The sequence below is a fragment of the Burkholderiaceae bacterium genome, from assembly GCA_024235995.1.
In the GTDB taxonomy this organism is placed as follows: domain Bacteria; phylum Pseudomonadota; class Gammaproteobacteria; order Burkholderiales; family Burkholderiaceae_C; genus Ottowia.
In genome coordinates, this window is record JACKLI010000001.1 from 1,930,197 (window position 1) to 1,946,746 (window position 16,550).

Annotated in this window: 13 protein-coding genes; 9 read left to right on the forward strand and 4 right to left on the reverse strand. The window is 71.4% G+C overall.

Going from position 1 to position 16,550, the window contains the following annotated elements:
- Window positions 1-8 precede the first annotated feature (8 nt).
- Together H6927_09345 and H6927_09350 are read left to right on the forward strand one after the other, a co-directional pair.
- Entirely contained in the window at window positions 9-2,474 is a 2,466-nt protein-coding gene (locus H6927_09345) for a DNA internalization-related competence protein ComEC/Rec2 (GenBank protein MCP5218301.1), read from the forward strand.
- Window positions 2,471-2,962, forward strand: coding sequence for an NAD(P)H-dependent oxidoreductase (locus H6927_09350; protein MCP5218302.1), 492 nt, complete (start codon window positions 2,471-2,473; stop codon window positions 2,960-2,962). The genes H6927_09345 and H6927_09350 overlap by 4 nt, the downstream gene beginning before the upstream one ends.
- On the opposite strand, the gene mltB is transcribed toward H6927_09350, so the two are convergent.
- The 4 genes from mltB to H6927_09370 form a co-directional block, all read right to left on the reverse strand.
- Window positions 2,959-4,041 (reverse strand): lytic murein transglycosylase B, encoded by a 1,083-nt coding sequence (gene mltB / locus H6927_09355; GenBank protein MCP5218303.1) that lies wholly within the window; start codon window positions 4,039-4,041, stop codon window positions 2,959-2,961. The two genes, H6927_09350 and mltB, sit on opposite strands and share 4 nt — an antisense overlap.
- An 8-nt stretch (window positions 4,042-4,049) precedes the next feature.
- Window positions 4,050-6,143, reverse strand: coding sequence for a DUF3488 domain-containing transglutaminase family protein (locus tag H6927_09360; protein MCP5218304.1), 2,094 nt, complete (start codon window positions 6,141-6,143; stop codon window positions 4,050-4,052).
- Complete coding sequence (locus tag H6927_09365; protein ID MCP5218305.1) at window positions 6,137-7,255, reverse strand: DUF58 domain-containing protein; 1,119 nt, start codon at window positions 7,253-7,255, stop codon at window positions 6,137-6,139. The genes H6927_09360 and H6927_09365 overlap by 7 nt, the downstream gene beginning before the upstream one ends.
- Before the next feature lie 115 nt (window positions 7,256-7,370).
- Window positions 7,371-8,291, reverse strand: a complete 921-nt coding sequence (locus H6927_09370) for an AAA family ATPase (GenBank protein ID MCP5218306.1) — start codon at window positions 8,289-8,291, stop codon at window positions 7,371-7,373.
- A 53-nt stretch (window positions 8,292-8,344) separates the two neighbouring features.
- Between H6927_09370 and H6927_09375 the strand changes: the two genes are divergently transcribed.
- From H6927_09375 to H6927_09405, 7 genes are all read left to right on the forward strand, one after another.
- Window positions 8,345-9,298, forward strand: coding sequence for a histone deacetylase family protein (locus H6927_09375; protein MCP5218307.1), 954 nt, complete (start codon window positions 8,345-8,347; stop codon window positions 9,296-9,298).
- A 43-nt stretch (window positions 9,299-9,341) separates the two neighbouring features.
- The gene (locus tag H6927_09380) at window positions 9,342-10,145 is read left to right on the forward strand and encodes an enoyl-CoA hydratase (GenBank protein ID MCP5218308.1); all 804 of its coding nucleotides are present in this window, start codon (window positions 9,342-9,344) and stop codon (window positions 10,143-10,145) included.
- A gap of 41 nt (window positions 10,146-10,186) precedes the next feature.
- On the forward strand, window positions 10,187-11,461 hold the full coding sequence (locus tag H6927_09385; GenBank protein ID MCP5218309.1) for a mechanosensitive ion channel: 1,275 nt from the start codon (window positions 10,187-10,189) through the stop codon (window positions 11,459-11,461).
- A gap of 150 nt (window positions 11,462-11,611) precedes the next feature.
- Window positions 11,612-12,700: an IS5-like element ISCte5 family transposase gene (locus H6927_09390; GenBank protein MCP5218310.1), complete on the forward strand. Its 1,089-nt coding sequence runs from the start codon at window positions 11,612-11,614 to the stop codon at window positions 12,698-12,700.
- 238 nt (window positions 12,701-12,938) lie between these two features.
- Entirely contained in the window at window positions 12,939-13,688 is a 750-nt protein-coding gene (locus tag H6927_09395) for an electron transfer flavoprotein subunit beta/FixA family protein (GenBank protein ID MCP5218311.1), read from the forward strand.
- A gap of 19 nt (window positions 13,689-13,707) precedes the next feature.
- Window positions 13,708-14,640: an electron transfer flavoprotein subunit alpha/FixB family protein gene (locus H6927_09400; GenBank protein ID MCP5218312.1), complete on the forward strand. Its 933-nt coding sequence runs from the start codon at window positions 13,708-13,710 to the stop codon at window positions 14,638-14,640.
- 106 nt (window positions 14,641-14,746) lie between these two features.
- Window positions 14,747-16,534 carry an acyl-CoA dehydrogenase gene (locus H6927_09405; protein MCP5218313.1) on the forward strand — a complete coding sequence of 596 codons (1,788 nt, stop codon included), beginning with the start codon at window positions 14,747-14,749 and terminating at the stop codon, window positions 16,532-16,534.
- Window positions 16,535-16,550 lie beyond the last annotated feature (16 nt).

Here is a 16,550-nt window from a genome sequence, read left to right on the forward strand (position 1 = left end):
GCAGCCCCATGGCTCGCCCTCACCGAATGGCCGTTGTACTGACCGCGCTGCCGCTGGGCGCGTGGCTGGGCACGGCCTTGCAGCTGCAGCAGCGGGTGCTGGACGGTGCGTGGGTGTATGGCGCCGCGCTGGCGGCTGCACTGGCCCTGGCGCTGGGGGCCGCGTGGCGAGCGCACGCTGCGGGTGGCGGACGTTGGCTGTGGCTGCCGTGGCTGGCCGCGGGCGCGCTGGCGGCCTGGGGCGCGGCGGGCGGGCGCGCCACGGCCGTGGCCGGGCAGGCGCTGGCGCCCGAGCTGGAAGGGCGCGACGTGGTGCTGACCGGCGTGATCGCCCGCATGCCGCAGCACACCGAGCGCGGCTGGCGCCTGGTGCTGGACGTGCAGGCCGCGCAGCTGGACGGCGCCGCCGTGGCCGTGCCGCCGCGCGTGCAGCTGGCCTGGTACGACACGCCGATGCACCCCGGCGGCGCCGCGCCCGTGGGGCCGGCCGAGCCCATCCATGCCGGCGAGCGCTGGCAGCTGACGGCGCGGCTGAAGGCGCCGCACGGCAACCTCAACCCGCATGGCTTCGACGTGGAGCTGTGGCTGTGGGAGCAGGGCGTGGGCGCCACCGGCTACGTGCGGGCCGGCCCGCGCGACGCGCCGCCGCAGCGCCTGGCGCAGGGCCAGGGCCACCTCGTCGAGCGCGCGCGCCAGCAGGTGCGCGACCGCATCCTGGCGCTGGCCGAGGGTGGCGATGAGTCCGCACGCCGGCGCCTGGGCATCGTCGCCGCGCTGGTCACGGGCGACCAGGGCGTGATCGAGCACAGCGACTGGGACGTGTTTCGCGCCACCGGCGTGGCACACCTGATGAGCATCTCGGGCCTGCACATCACCATGTTCGCGTGGCTGGCGGCCGGGGCCGTGGGCTGGCTGTGGCGGCGCGCGGCGCGCTGGCGCGGCTGGGGGCGCGCCAACCCCTGCCTGTGGCTACCCGCGCCCAGCGCGGCCTGGGTGGGCGGCGTGCTGCTGGCTGGCGCCTACGCGCTGTTCAGCGGTTGGGGCGTGCCCGCGCAGCGCACCGTGCTGATGCTGGCGTGCATGACGGCGCTGCGCATCAGCGGCCTGCGCTGGCCCTGGTGGCTGACCTGGCTGTGGGCCGGCGCGGCGGTGCTGGCGCTGGACCCCTGGGCTATGCTGCAGGCCGGCTTCTGGCTCAGCTTTGTCGCGGTGGGCATCCTGTTTGCTACCGATTCAAGAGCTGCTGGCGCAGGTGACAAGCGGGCCAGTGGTCATTTTGTTCAATTGTTGCGCGAGCAGGGCGTGGTCACGCTGGCGCTCACGCCGCTGTCGCTGATGCTGTTCGGCCAGGCCTCGGTGGTAGGCCTGCTGGCCAACCTGCTGGCCATTCCGTGGGTCACGCTGGTGGTCACGCCGCTGGCGCTGGCGGGCGTGCTGTGGGCGCCGCTGTGGTCGCTGGCCGCGTGGGTCCTGCAGCCCTTGTCGGCGCTGCTGACTTGGTTGGCGGCGTGGCCGTGGGCGCAGGTGTCGCTGCCCACCGCGCCGCTGGCCCTGGGCGTGCTGGCGGTGGCGGGCGGCGCGCTGGCGGCCATGCGCTGGCCATGGGCACTGCGGCTGGCGGGGCTGCCGCTGGTGCTGCCCTTCGTGCTGTGGCAGCCGCCGCGGCCGGCGCCGGGCCAGTTCGACGTGCTGGCCGCCGACGTGGGGCAGGGCAGCGCCACGCTGGTGCGTACCGCCGGCCACACGCTGCTGTTCGACGCTGGGCCGCGCTACGCCAGCGACAGCGACGCCGGCCAGCGCGTGCTGGTGCCGCTGCTGCGCGCCCTGGGCGAGCGCGTGGACCGGCTGGTGCTGAGCCACCGCGACAGCGACCACATCGGCGGCGCGGCGGCGGTGCTGGCCGAATACCCGCGGGCGCAGCTGACGACCTCGGTCGAGCCCGGCCGCACGCTCGAGGGCCTGCCCGCGGGCGCGCCCTGCCTGGCCGGCGAGGGCTGGCAGTGGGACGGCGTGCGCTTCGACGTGCTGCACCCCAGCGCCGAGCAGGCCGCCACGGCCCGCAGCAGCAACGCCATGAGCTGCGTCATCCGCGTCAGCACGCCGGCTGCCTCGGTGCTGCTCACCGGCGACATCGAAGCCCCGCGCGAGCAGGCCCTGGTGGCGGCCGGCGCGCCGCTGCGCAGCGACGTGCTGGTGGCGCCGCATCACGGCAGCCGCACCTCGTCGTCGGCCGTTTTCCTGGACGCGGTGCAGCCCGCCCTGGTGCTGGTGCAATCGGGTTACCGCAACGCCTTCGGCCACCCGGCGCCGGTCGTGCTGGCGCGCTATGCCGAGCGCCGGCTGCGGGTGCTGGCCTCGCCCGCCTGCGGCGCCATCCATTGGCGCAGCACCGCGCCGCAGGCCGCGCAGTGCGAGCGCGACACGGCCCGGCGCTACTGGCATCATCAGGTGCCCGAGCCGAGCGCATCGCCATGAAGACCCTGCTGATCGTCTACCACAGCCTGACCGGCGGCACGCGCCAGATGGCCGAGGCCGCGGCCGCCGCCGCGCGCGCCGAAGAGGACGTGGCGGTGCGCCTGCTGCGCGCCGTGGACGCCGGCCCCGCCGACGTGCTGGCCGCCGATGGCTACCTGTTTGCCGCGCCCGAAAACCTGGCCGCGCTGGCCGGGCTGATGAAGGACTTCTTCGACCGCTGCTACTACCCCGTGCTGGGCCAGGCCAATGGCCGCCCCTATGCGGCCATGATCTGCGCCGGCAGCGACGGCAGCACCGCCCTGCGCCAGCTCGAGCGCATCGCCACCGGCTGGCGCCTGCGGCAGGTGGCGCCCAGCCTGATCGTGTGCACCCACGCGCAGACGCCCGAGCGCATCCTGGTGCCCAAGGTCATCGGCGCGGACGACCTGGCGCGCTGCGCCGAGCTGGGGGCTGGTTTGGCTGCGGGCCTGGCGGCGGGGGTTTTTTAGCCGCCCACGGCCGTTGCCACCGCCTGCCCCAGCTCGATCACGGCCATGGCGTAGTAGCTGCTCCAGTTGTAGCGGGTGATGACGTAGAAGTTCTCGGTGCCGGCCACGTAGCTGGGTTCGGCGCTGCCGTTTTGCAGCTCGATCAGCGCCAGCGGGCCGGGGGGCGTCGGGCCGCCTTCGTCCAGCTGGGCGCCCAGGGCCTGGAAGCGCTCGGGCTTGAAGGTGGGCAGGATGTCGGGCGCCAGCAGGGCGTCCAGGTCGGCCTCGGGCGACAGCTGCACCGGGTAGTGCGTGGGCAGACCGGGCTGCCAGCCGTAGCCCTTGAAGTAGCTGGCCACCGAGCCGATGGCGTCGGCCTGGCTGCCCCACAGGTCGATCTGGCCGTCGCCGTCGAAGTCGATGGCGTACTTGACCCAGCTGGAGGGCATGAACTGCGGCATGCCCATGGCGCCGGCGTAGCTGCCCAGCGGCGCGGTGGGCGCCATGTCGCTGCGGCTGCACAGGCTCAGAAACTGCTCCAGCTCGCCGCTGAAGTACGCCTGCCGCTCGGTGGCGCGCGGGTGCTCGGGCGGAAAGTCGAAGGTGAGCGTGGCCAGCGCGTCGACGACGCGGAAGTTGCCCATGTTCTGGCCGTAGATCGTCTCCACGCCGATGATGCCGACGATGATCTCCGGCGGCACGCCGAACTCGGCCTGCGCCTGCGCCAGCGCGCCGCGGTTGCGCTGCCAGAAGCGTACGCCGGCACGGATGCGCAGCGGCTCGACGAAGCGGCTGCGGTACGCGCGCCAGTTCTTGGCCGTGCCGCGCGCGGGCGGCAGCATCAGGCGCGGCACCTGGCGCAGGAACACGGCCTGGCCGACGGCCTGGCGCGTCCATTCGGCGTCCAGGCCGCGGCGCCCGGCCATCTCGTCGGCCCAGCGCATGGCGTCGTCGCGCAGCAGGTAGGGGCGCGGCTCGGCGGCGTCGGCGGATTTGAAGCGATTTTTGGCCTCGGCCCGCGTCCATGGAGCGCCGGCAGCTATCAATAGTGAAGTGACGGTGCGGCGGGATATGGCGCGGGCGGGCCCAGGGTGTGGCATGGCGGACATCAGGACGGACGGGGCCAGCGCAGCTGGCGGAACTCTCGCCGCAGTGTAGCGAGCGAGGGCGCCGCGCGTGAGCCGCGGGCGCCGGGCGCCGCGTAGCGCTGGCGCTCCAGCGCCAGCAGCCAGCGCGCCAGCGGCGCGCGCTGCGCGGCGGGCCAGGGGCTGTGCGCGGCCAGGCGGGCCAGCTCGCGCGGCGGGGCGCTGTCGGCCGCCGCGATGCCGGCGGCGCGCATGCGCCGGCGCGCGGCCTGCAGCAGGCGCAGCCAGGGGTCGTGCTGGGTGCGCTCCCAGCGCGCCCAGGCGGCGCCGGCGAGGGCCGCAAACGTCAGCAGGCCGGCCAGCACCTTGCCCAGGTCTTCCCAGCTGGGCTGCGCAAAGCCCAGGCCGCGCAGCAGGTCGAGCTGGCGGCCCTGCGTGTAGTTCAGCACCCACTGGTTCCAGCGGTTGTTGACGGCCTCCCAGCCGGCGCGCAGCTGGCGCAGCAGGTCGGGGCTGAGCGTGTCGATGGCGCCGGCCACCAGGCCCGGCGGCGGGCGCAGGCGCTGCAGCTGGCCGATGCGCGACGGCATGACGGCGCCGGTGGGGTCCACACGCACCCAGCCGCGCCCGGCCAGCCACACCTCGGTCCAGGCGTGGGCGTCGGCGTTGCGCACCACCCAGTAGCCGTCCAGGCCGTTGGGCTCGCCGCCCTGAAAGCCGGTGACGATGCGCGCCGGCACGCCGGCGGCGCGCAGCAGCACCACGAAGGCCGAGGCGATGTGCTCGCAAAAGCCCGCCTTGGTGTCGAACCAGAAGTCGTCGGCGCTGTCGCGCCCGCTCACGCCGGGCTCCAGCGTGTAGGTGTAGCCGCCGCTGCGCAGGCGCTGCAGCGCGGCCTGCACGATGGCCTGCGGGCTGTCGCCCGGCGCGCTGGCGCGCAGCTCGCGCGCCAGCGCCAGCGTGCGAGGGTTGTAGCCGGCGGGCAGCTGCAGCTCGGCGCCCAGCTGGCGCGACAGGCGGCCGTCCCGGCCGGTCTGGCCGTAGCTGAACTCGGGCCAGCTCTGGGCGCGGTAGCGCAGCAGGGTGGTGACGGGGCGGTTGGCCAGCCACTGCAGCTCGGGCGTCTGGCGCGCGCGCCAGCCGGGCGGCAGCTCGGGCGCCTGGGGCGCGGCGTCCAGCGTCAGCAGCCAGGGGCCGGCGCCGGGCTCCAGCGTCAGCTCGTAGCCGATCGGCGCGCCGCGCACCTGCAGGTCGCGCGGCGGCGGGCCCAGGGCGGCGTCCAGGCCATCGCCACCACCGCGCGCCGTCCACTGGCGGCCATCGAAGTGGCTCAGCACCGGGCCGCGAAAGTACAGCTCGCGCTGCGGCGGGGGCGCGCCGTCCCAGCGCACGCGCAGGGCCACGCCGTCGTCCAGCGCCAGCGAGGCCACCTTGCCCACCTCCATGGTGGACGACAGGCCGCTGCGCCCGCGCGGATCGCCCGAGGGCACGCCCCACAGCGGCGCAAAGCGCGGAAAGAACACGAACAGCGCGATCATCACCGGCGCGCCGGCCAGCGCCATGCGCAGCGCCAGCGCGGCCGAGTCGCGCAGGCTGGGCTGGCCGACCGGGCGGTGCGCGTTGATCAGCGCCGTGAGCAGCCCCCACACGCCCACCAGCATGACGGCGGCGGTGGCCAGCGACTGCGAGTGGAAGAACCCGGTCAGCAGGGTGAAGAAGCCCAAAAAGAAGATCACCAGCGCGTCGCGCCGCGCGCGCAGCTCCAGCGTCTTGAGCGCCAGCAGGCACACCACCAGCGTCACGCCGGCGTCCTGCCCCAGCAGGGCGCCGTGGGTGAGGCGGGTGGCGGCGGTGGCCGCGACCAGCAGCACGGCCAGCCAGGCCCGGTGCGGCAGCGGCCGGCCGCCGAGCGCCAGCGTGCCGCGCCACAGCAGCACCCCGGCCACCAGGGCCGAGCACCACGCGGGCAGGTAGGGCACCTGCGGCAGCACGATCCAGCCGACCAGCGCCAGCAGGAACAGCGTGTCGCGCGTCTCGCGCGGCAGCTGCCGCAGGCGCGGCAGCCAGTGGGCGCGGGGCGCGGCCGACGCGTTGGCCTGGGGCGCGGCGCTCAGCATGTGGCCAGGGCCTGCAGGCAGCGCAGGCGGTGCGCGGGGCCGCTGTCGGGGGCGATCTCGACGCCCGGCAGGCGCAGGCCGTAGTCGAGCTGCTGCGCGTCGGCGGCCAGCACCCAGGCCGCCAGGCGCGACAGGCGCGCCTCGGCGCCCAGCGCGCCGGCGCGGGCGAAGTCCAGCCACAGCGCGTGGCGCTGCACCTGCTGGGTGTCGCGGCTGACCAGCTCGCCCGAGCGGGCGTATTTCTTCCACACCACCAGCTTCAGCGGGTCGCCGCGCTGGTAGGCGCGCACGCCGTCGAACTCGCCGCTGGCGCGCGCTCCGCTGGTGGCGCCGCTGCCGGGCGCCGGCTCGCCCACGGGCAGGGCGGGCGGCTGCGGCTCGGGCGCGGGGTACACCAGCACGCGCGCGGCCGGCTGCCAGGGCGCCCAGACGCGAAACGAGCCGAGTGGAAAGCGCGTTTCGGCCACCAGCGCGGGCACGGCGTGCTGGCCGCGGCGCGCGGGCGCAAAGGCCACTTCCACCGTCGCCTGGCCGCCCGCCGGCACGTCGGCCCAGGCCCACTGGCGCGTGCCGCGCAGCGCCACGCCGATGGCCAGGCGCGGCGTGCGCCGGCCGTTGACCAGCGTGACCGACAGGCGCGCCAGCTGCCCGGCGAACACCGGCTCGGGCGGCGCCAGCTGCAGCGCCAGCCCGCGCAGCGTGTTGTGCCCGATCACCATGCCGGCGGCGGCGCAGCCGGCCAGCAGAAAGGTCAGCGCGTAGCCCAGGTTGAGCTGGAAGTTGATCGAGCCGATCAGCAGCACCACCAAGGTCGCCGCCAGCATCCAGCCGGCGCGCGTGGGCAGGATGTAGACGTTGCGCTGCGTCAGCAGCAGGGTGTCGGTGCGCGGCTGGCGCGCCTGCCACCAGCGCGCCCAGCGCTGGCGCGCGCGGGCACGCGCGGCCCACCAGGGCAGGGCCGGTGCCGCGGCGGATTCTGGGTTAAACAGGGCGTTGGCGGGCACGAGTGATGCGGGAGCAGCTATGGTTTTGATACCTATTCGGAAGACCGGACGCAGAGGGCGCGAAGGATTCGCAAAGGACGCAAAAAAGACATTCTTGAATTCGTTCATGAACCGACCAAGCGCCAGTTGCACACCCCGCGGGTTCAGCCGACACGCCGCAATCATTGAATCTTTTGCGTCCTTTGCGTCATCTTGGCGTCCTCTGCGTCCGGCTGTTGGGTTGTCAAGCCAAGGGCACCGCGTCGATCATGGCCCGCACCTGCTCCACCGCCCCACGCCCGGCCTGGCCTACGGGCACCAGGCGGTGCGCGGTGCAGGCGGGCAGCACGGCCTGCACGTCGTCGGGGGCCACGTAGTCGCGCCCGGCGATCAGCGCCTGGGCGCGCGCCACGCGCAGCAGCGCGATGCCGGCGCGCGGCGACAGGCCCTGCACGAACCAGCGGCCCGAGCGCGTGGCGGCGATCAGGTCCTGCACGTAGTCCAGCAGCGGATCGGCCACGTGCACCCGGCCCACGGCCTGCTGCAGCGCAGCCAGCTCCAGCGCCGACAGCACGGCCCGCAGGGCGTCGGCGCGCTCGCGCCGGCCTTCGCCCGCCAGCAGCTCGCGCTCGGCGCGGCGCTCGGGGTAGCCCAGCGAGATGCGCATCAGGAAGCGGTCGAGCTGCGACTCGGGCAGCGCGTAGGTGCCCAGCTGGTCGTGCGGGTTTTGCGTGGCGATGACGAAAAACGGCTGCGGCAGGGGGCGGGTGGCGCCTTCCACCGTCACCTGCTTTTCCTCCATTGCCTCCAGCAGCGCGCTTTGCGTCTTGGGGCTGGCGCGGTTGATCTCGTCGGCCAGCAGCACCTGCGCGAACACCGGGCCGGGGTGGAACACGAAGGACTCGCTGCCGCGCTCGTACACCGACACGCCCAGCAGGTCGCTGGGCATCAGGTCGGCCGTGAACTGCACGCGCGAAAAAGCCAGGCCGAAGGTGCGCGCCAGCGCGTGCGCCAGGGTGGTCTTGCCCACGCCCGGCACGTCCTCGATCAGCAGGTGCCCGCCCGCCAGCAGGCAGGCCACGCTGCCCTCCACCTGGGCGCTTTTGCCCACCATCACCGTGTTAAGCTGATCCAGAACAGCCTTGATTTTTCGGGTTGCGTCCATGATGGGACGTTACCGGAAAATCAGACCGGTTTTGGGCACCGAGGAGATGGAAATTGGGACGTACCGGTTATTTCGTGCATCCGGACTGCCGCCTGCATGACATGGGCGCGGGCCACCCCGAGTGCCCGGCGCGCATCGATGCCATCGAGGACCGCCTGCTCATCACCGGCGTGGCCGACGCGCTGGAGCGGCGCGAGCCCGCGCCCGCCACCATGGGCGAGCTGCTGCTGGCGCACGGGCGGCGCCACGTGGCCGCGCTGCGCGGCCTGAGCGACATGCTGGCCGAGGAGGTGGCCGCCGGCGGGCCCAATGCGTTCTCGCTCGACCCCGACACCTCCATCAACACCCACACCTGGCGCGCCGCGCTGCTGTCGGCCGGCGCCGCCATCGACGCCGTGGACGCGGTGCTGCGCGGCGAGCTGGAAAACGCCTTCTGCGCCACCCGCCCGCCCGGCCACCACGCCACGCGCGACCAGGCCATGGGCTTTTGCTTCTTCAGCAACGTGGCCATCGCCGCCAAGTACGCCTGCGAGCGCCATGGCCTCAAGCGCGTGGCCATCGTCGACTTCGACGTGCACCACGGCAACGGCACCGAGGACATCGTGCACGGCGACGAGCGCATCCTGATGGTGAGCTTCTACCAGGACCCGTTCTACCCGCCCGGCGGCGCGCGCTTTCACGACGCCAACCTGGTCAACTGCCCGGTGCCGGCCTACACCCGCGGCATGGACATCCGCGAGCTGGTCGAGATGATGTGGGTGCCGCGCCTGGAGCAGTTCCAGCCCGAGCTGATCCTGATCAGCGCCGGCTTCGACGCCCACCGCGACGACGACATGGGCCAGCTGGGCCTGACCGAGAGCGACTACACCTGGATCACCGCGCGCATCAAGGGCATCGCCCAGCGCTTTGCCCAGGGGCGCATCGTCAGCTGCCTGGAGGGTGGCTACAACCTGCACGCGCTGGCACGCAGCGTGGAGGCGCACGTGCGGGTGCTGGCCGATGTGTGAGCCGTGGCGGCCTCTTTGACTTCCGATTGAAAGGATTGCGCTCATGTCCACTTCCCACACCCCCGGCGACGCCCTGGTCCTGCACGCCTCGGATGTCCGCGGCGTGCACCTGCTCACGCTCAACCAGCCCAAGGCCTTCAACGTGCTCAGCGAGGCGATGCTGACCGAGCTGCAGCACCGGCTCGACCGCATCGCCGCCGACCCGTCGGCGCGCGTGCTGGTGATCGCCGCCGAGGGCAAGGCCTTTTGCGCCGGACATGACTTGAAGCAGATGAAGGCCAACCCGCGGCTGGACTACTACCAGCAGCTGTTCGGCCAGTGCAGCAGGATGATGGTGTCGCTGCTGAAGCTGCCCGTCCCGGTGATCGCGCGGGTGCAGGGCGTGGCGGCCGCCGCAGGCTGCCAGCTGGTGGCGCAGTGCGACCTGGCGGTGGCCGCCGAGGGCGTGCGCTTCGGCGTCAACGGCATCGACGTGGGCCTGTTCTGCGGCACCCCCAGCGTGCCCCTGGTGCGCAACATGCAGCCCAAGCAGGCGATGGAGATGCTGCTGACGGGCGGCTTCATCACCGCGGCCGAGGCGCGCGCGCGCGGCCTGGTCAACCGCGTGGTGGTGCCCGATCAGCTGGACGCCGCCGTCGAGGACATGGTGCAGGCCATCCTGTCCAAGCCGCGCGAGGCGATCGCCATCGGCAAGGAGCTGTTTTACAGGCAGCGCGAGCTGGGCATCGAGGCGGCCTACCAGCTGGCCAACCAGAGCATGGCCTGCAACATGATGTACGACGTGGCGCAGGAGGGCGTTCAGGCCTTCATCGACAAGCGGGAGCCCGCGTGGCGCAAGGGGCGCTGAGCGCCGGGCTGGCCGCGGCCGGCTGGGGCGGCGCGCGCAGCCTGCGCATCGACGACTGGGATGCGTGGTGGGCTTCGGTCAGCCGGCCGGTGGTGCTGGGCGAGCTGCTGACCCTGGTGCTGGGCGGCCTGCTGGCCTGGGGGCTGGCGGCGGGGTGGCAGCGCGCGTGGGCGCGGGGCGGCGGGCGGGCCGGCATCTGGCTGGGCCGGCGCGGCCTGGACGGCGCCTTGTTCCCCCTGCTGTGGCTGGGGCTGACCTGGCTGGCGCGCCTGGGCTGGCTGCGCCTGGAGGGCCATGCGCCCCTGATGCGCGTGGCGCTGCCGATGCTGCTGGCGCTGGCGCTGATTCGCTTTGGCGTCAAGGTGCTGCAGGCCGCGCTGCCCGATGCGCGCGGGGTGCGGCGGCTGGAGCGCACCATCTCGTGGCTGGTGTGGGGCGTGTGGGTGCTGTGGGCGATCGGCCTGCTGCCGGTGCTGCTGGAGGAGGCGGACGGCATCCGCTGGAAGGTGGGCAGCTCCACCCTGACCCTGCGCAACCTGATCGAGGGCGGCCTCAACGTCGCCGTGGCCCTGCTGCTGGCGCTGTGGCTGTCGTCGGCGCTGGAGGCACGCCTGCTGCGGGCGGCCGGCGGCGCGGCGCTGTCGCTGCGCAAGATGGTCGCCAACGCGTTGCGCGCGGTGCTGGTTTTCGTCGCGGTGCTGCTGGCGCTGTCGGCCGTGGGGATCGATCTGACCACGCTGTCGGTGCTGGGCGGCGCCATCGGCGTGGGCATCGGCCTGGGCTTGCAAAAGCTGGCGGCCAACTACGTGTCGGGCTTCGTGGTGCTGGCCGAGCGCGCGCTGCGCATCGGCGACCAGGTGCGCGTCGATGGCTTCGAGGGGCGCATCACCGACATCCGCGCGCGCTACACGGTGATTCGCAGCGGATCGGGCAGCGAGTCGGTGGTGCCCAACGAGATGCTGGTGACCCAGCGGGTCGAAAACCTGTCCCTGGCCGACCGGCGCGTGTGGCAGTCCACGGTGGTCGGCGTGGAGTACGGCTGCGACGTCGATCTGGTGCAGCGCCTGCTGCGCCAGGCGGCGCTGTCCAGCAAGCGCGTGCTGCGCGAGCCGGCGCCGTTCGTGGGCCTGTCGGCCTTTGGCGCGGACGCGCTGGAGTTCACCGTGGGCTACTGGATGAACGAGCCCGAGTCGGGCAGCCTGGGCCTGCGCTCGGAGGTCAACCTGGCCATCTTGCAGGCCCTGCGCGCGAACGGCATCGACATCCCGTTTCCGCAGCGGGTGGTGCACCAAGCCGTGCCCGCCGCGCGGCCGTGATGGCCGGAATATGAGTGCGCACTCTTATTTCATGGTGCGGACGTCAGGCCGCCGTCAGGCTCCACTAACAGGCCGTTGAAAAATCCCCTGCGAGCGTCCGCGTCGGCCGCTACGATCTGAAGCCATCCCGCAACAACTGCGACAAGAAAGATGAGAGGCAACCAAGACTTCCAGGGGGCGATGTTCAGCTACATCAGCCTTGAAGAAAGAGTGCCAGCGGCACACCCGCTGCGCAAGTTGCGCGCCGTGGTGGATGCGCTGCTGGCGAGCATGAACAGCGAGTTCGAAGCGGTGTACGCCCGCCGTGGCCGACCGTCGGTGCCGCCGGAGATGCTGCTCAAGGCCTTGCTGCTGCAAATCCTGTTCTCCATCCGCAGCGAACGCCAGCTGGTCGAGGCGGTCAACTACAACCTGCTGTACCGCTGGTTCGTCGGCCTGAACATCGAGGACAAAGTTTGGGACCACTCCACCTTCAGCGCCAACCGCGAACGCCTCTTCAACGAAGACCTGGCGCGCGCCTTCTTCGAGCGCGTCAAGCTCAGCGCCCAGTGGGGCCGGCTTGCCAGCGACGAACACTTCAGCGTGGACGGCACGCTGATTGAGGCCTGGGCCTCGCACAAGAGTTTCAAACGCAAAGACGACGACAGCGGCACGCCACCCGGACGCAACCCCGAGGTGAACTTCAAAGGGCAGGAGCGCTGCAACGGCACCCATGCCAGCACCACCGATGCCGATGCCCGGCTGTTCAAGAAGAGCGCGGGCGACAAGTCCCGCCTGTGCCACATGGGGCACATCCTCATGGAGAACCGCAACGGTCTGATCGTGGATGTGGAGATCACACATGCCAGTGGCACCGCCGAGCGCGAGGCGGCGCTGGCGATGCTCAAACGCCGGGGCAACAGGAACAAGCGGGCCACGGTCGGCGCCGACAAGGGCTACGACAGCAAGGCCTTCATCAAGGGCTGTCGCCGGCTCTTGGTCACGCCGCACGTGGCGGCCAAGGACAAGCACTCTGCAGTCGATGGGCGCATCAAGCGCCACGAGGGCTACAAAACCAGCCTCAAAGTGCGCAAGCGAATCGAGGAGGCCTTTGGCTGGATCAAGACAGTGGGCGGTCTGGCCAAGACCAAATTGATCGGTCAGGCCAAGCTCGCGGGCCAGGCGCTGCTGTGCTTTGCCACCTACAACCTGGTGCGCATGGGCAGTCTGGGCGGTTGGTGGGACGCGCATCATGCGTGAACCATGGGATACGTGCGCCCGGAACGGGCAAAACGGCCTGCAAACAGGCCGAAATGGCCGCTCCAATCGCTGCGCAGGCCAGTTTGCGCGATCCGTTTCTTCGAAATCCACGACCCTGGCGCGTTCGATGAGCATTTTTTCAACGGCCTGCTAAAATCGTCGGCGTCAATCCTTGTGCCGGGGCTGCCCAGCCGCGCACGCCCATCCGTTTTTTGCAATCGCTTCAGGAGATCCCAGGATGAAAGCACTCGTCGCCGTCAAGCGCGTGGTGGATTACAACGTCAAGGTGCGTGTCAAGGGTGACGGCACCGGGGTGGACATCGCCAACGTCAAGATGAGCATGAACCCGTTTGACGAAATCGCGGTGGAAGAAGCCGTGCGCCTGAAGGAAAAGGGCGTGGTCAGCGAGGTCATCGCCGTCTCCTGCGGCGTCGCCCAGTGCCAGGAAACCCTGCGCACGGCCATGGCCATCGGCGCCGACCGCGCCATCCTGGTCGAGACCGCCGAGGAGCTGCAGCCGCTGGCCGTGGCCAAGCTGCTCAAGGCCTTGGTGGACAAGGAGCAGCCCGGCCTGGTGATCCTGGGCAAGCAGGCCATCGACGATGACGCCAACCAGACTGGCCAGATGCTGGCCGCCTTGGCCGACCTGCCGCAGGCCACCTTCGCCAGCAAGGTGGAGGTGGAAGGCGACAAGGCCAAGGTCACGCGCGAGGTCGACGGCGGCCTGGAGACCCTCGCCATCGGCCTGCCCGCGGTGGTGACCACCGACCTGCGCCTGAACGAGCCGCGCTACGTCACGCTGCCCAACATCATGAAGGCCAAGAAGAAGCAGCTGGACACCGTCAAGCCCGAGGACCTGGGCGTGGACGTCAAGCCGCGCCTGAAGACCCTGAAGGTCAGCGAGCCGCCCAAGCGCGGCGCCGGCATCAAGGTGCCCGACGTGGCCACGCTGGTGGACAAGCTCAAGAACGAAGCCAAAGTGATCTGATCAAGAGGGTAGAAGAAACATGACCGCACTCGTCATCGCCGAACACGACAACGCCTCCATCAAGGGCGCCACCCTCAACACCGTCACCGCGGCCAAGGCCTGCGGCGGCGACGTCCATGTGCTGGTGGCCGGCCACAACGCCGGCGCCGCCGCGCAGGCCGCCGCGCAGATCGCTGGCGTGGCCAAGGTGCTGCACGCCGACGCCGAGGGCCTGGCCCACGGCCTGGCCGAGAACGTCGCCGCCCAGGTGCTGGCCCTGGCCGGCAGCTACAGCCACATCCTGTTTCCGGCCACCGCCAGCGGCAAGAACGTGGCCCCGCGCGTGGCCGCCAAGCTGGACGTGGCGCAGATCAGCGACATCACCAAGGTCGACAGCGCCGACACCTTCGAGCGCCCCATCTACGCCGGCAACGCCATCGCCACCGTGCAGTCGCAGGACGCCACCAAGGTCATCACCGTGCGCGGCACGGGCTTCGACGCGGCGGCCGCCACGGGCGGCAGCGCCGCCGTCGAGACCGTGGCCGCGGTGGCCGACAGCGGCAAGTCCAGCTTCGTCGGCGCCGAGCTGGCCAAGAGCGACCGCCCCGAGCTGACGGCCGCCAAGATCATCGTCTCGGGCGGCCGCGCCCTGGGCAGCGCCGAGAAGTTCAACGAAGTGATGACGCCGCTGGCCGACAAGCTGGGCGCCGCCATTGGTGCCAGCCGCGCCGCGGTCGATGCAGGCTACGCCGCCAACGACCTGCAGGTGGGGCAGACCGGCAAGATCGTCGCGCCGCAGCTGTACATCGCCTGCGGCATCTCGGGTGCCATCCAGCACCTGGCCGGCATGAAGGACAGCAAGGTCATCGTCGCCATCAACAAGGACGAAGAGGCGCCGATCTTCAGCGTGGCCGACTACGGGCTGGTGGCCGACCTGTTCGTGGCCGTGCCGGAACTGGTCAAGGCCCTGTGACGCGCCGACGCATGCGGCACTGAGCTTCCCGGGGCATCGCGCGCGGTGCCCTTTTTGTTTCCTGCGGCGCCCGCGCGCGCAACGTTCGACATTTGAGGACATGGTCATGAGCTACACCGCCCCCGTCAAGGACTTCCTGTTCAACATCGAGCATCTCGCCCGCATCGACGAGATCGCCAAGCTCCCCGGCTTCGAGGACGCCGGCCTGGAGACGGCGCAGGCCGTGCTGGAGGAATGCGCCCGCTTCAACGAGCAGGTGCTGGCGCCGCTGAACTTCGAGGCCGACAAGGCGCCGTCCACCCATTCGGGCACCTCGGTGACCACCAGCAAGGGCTTCAAGGAGGCGTACCAGCAATACACCGAAGGCGGCTGGCAGGGCCTGCAGCACCCGGCCGACTTTGGCGGCCAGGGCCTGCCCAAGACCATCGGCGCGGCCTGCACCGAAATCCTGAACGCGGCCAACCTGTCGTTTGCGCTGTGCCCGCTGCTCACCGACGGCGCCACCGAGGCGCTGCTGACCGCCGGCAGCGACGAGCTCAAGGCCACCTACCTGGAAAAGCTGGTGTCCGGCCAGTGGACCGGCACCATGAACCTGACCGAGCCGCAGGCCGGCAGCGACCTGGCCGCGGTGCGCACGCGCGCCGAGCCGCAGGCCGACGGCACCTACAAGATCTTCGGCACCAAGATCTTCATCACCTACGGCGAGCACGACATGGCCGAGAACATCGTGCACCTGGTGCTGGCGCGCGTGCAGGGCGCGCCCGAGGGCGTCAAGGGCATCAGCCTGTTCGTTTGCCCGAAGTTCCTGGTCAAAGCCGACGGCACGCCGGGCGAGCGCAACGACGTGTACTGCGTCAGCATCGAGCACAAGATGGGCATCAAGGCCAGCCCCACGGCGGTGCTGCAGTACGGCGACCATGGTGGCGCCATCGGCTACCTGGTGGGCGAGGAAAACCGGGGCCTCGAATACATGTTCATCATGATGAACGCTGCGCGCTACGCCGTCGGCGTGCAGGGCATCTCGGTGGCCGACCGCGCCTATCAGAAGGCGGTGGAATACGCCAAGGAGCGCGTGCAGGGCCGCCCGGTCGACGGCAGCACCAAGGGCGCGGCCACCATCATCCACCACGCCGACGTGCGCCGCATGCTGATGACCATGCGCGCCCAGATCGAAGGCTGCCGCGCCATGGCCAGCACGGCGGCGGCCGCCTACGACGCCGCGCACCATTCTCCTGACGCCGCGGCGCGCCAGCAGAACCAGGCTTTCTATGAGTTCCTGGTGCCGCTGGTCAAGGGCTACAGCACCGAGATGAGCCTGGAGGCCACCAGCCTGGGCGTGCAGGTGCACGGCGGCATGGGCTTCATCGAGGAGACGGGCGCCGCGCAGTACTACCGCGACGCCAAGATCCTGACCATCTATGAAGGCACCACCGCCATCCAGGCCAACGACCTGGTGGGCCGCAAGACCGCGCGCGACGGCGGCCAGACCGCCAAGGCCATTGCCGCGCAGGTGGAGGCGACCGAAAAGCAGCTGGCCCATGGCAGCCATGACGCCAAGGCCGTGGCCCACCACCTGGGCAAGGCGCGCCATGCCTTTACCGAGGCGGTGGACTTCATCGTCGGGCAGGCCAAGGCCGACCCCAACGCGGCCTACGGCGCCAGCGTGCCCTACCTGATGCTGGCGGGCAACCTGGTGGCCGGCTGGCAGATGGCGCGCGCGCTGCTGGCCGCCGAGGCCGAGCTGGCCCAGGGCAAGGACGCCGCCTTCATGCAGGCCAAGATTGCCACGGCGCGCTTCTACGCCGAGCACATCCTGCCGCGCACCGCGGGCCTGCGCGACGCCATCGTCGAAGGCGCGGGCAGCGTGATGGCCTTGCCGCTGGAGGCGTTCTGACGTTTGCTCTTTAAAC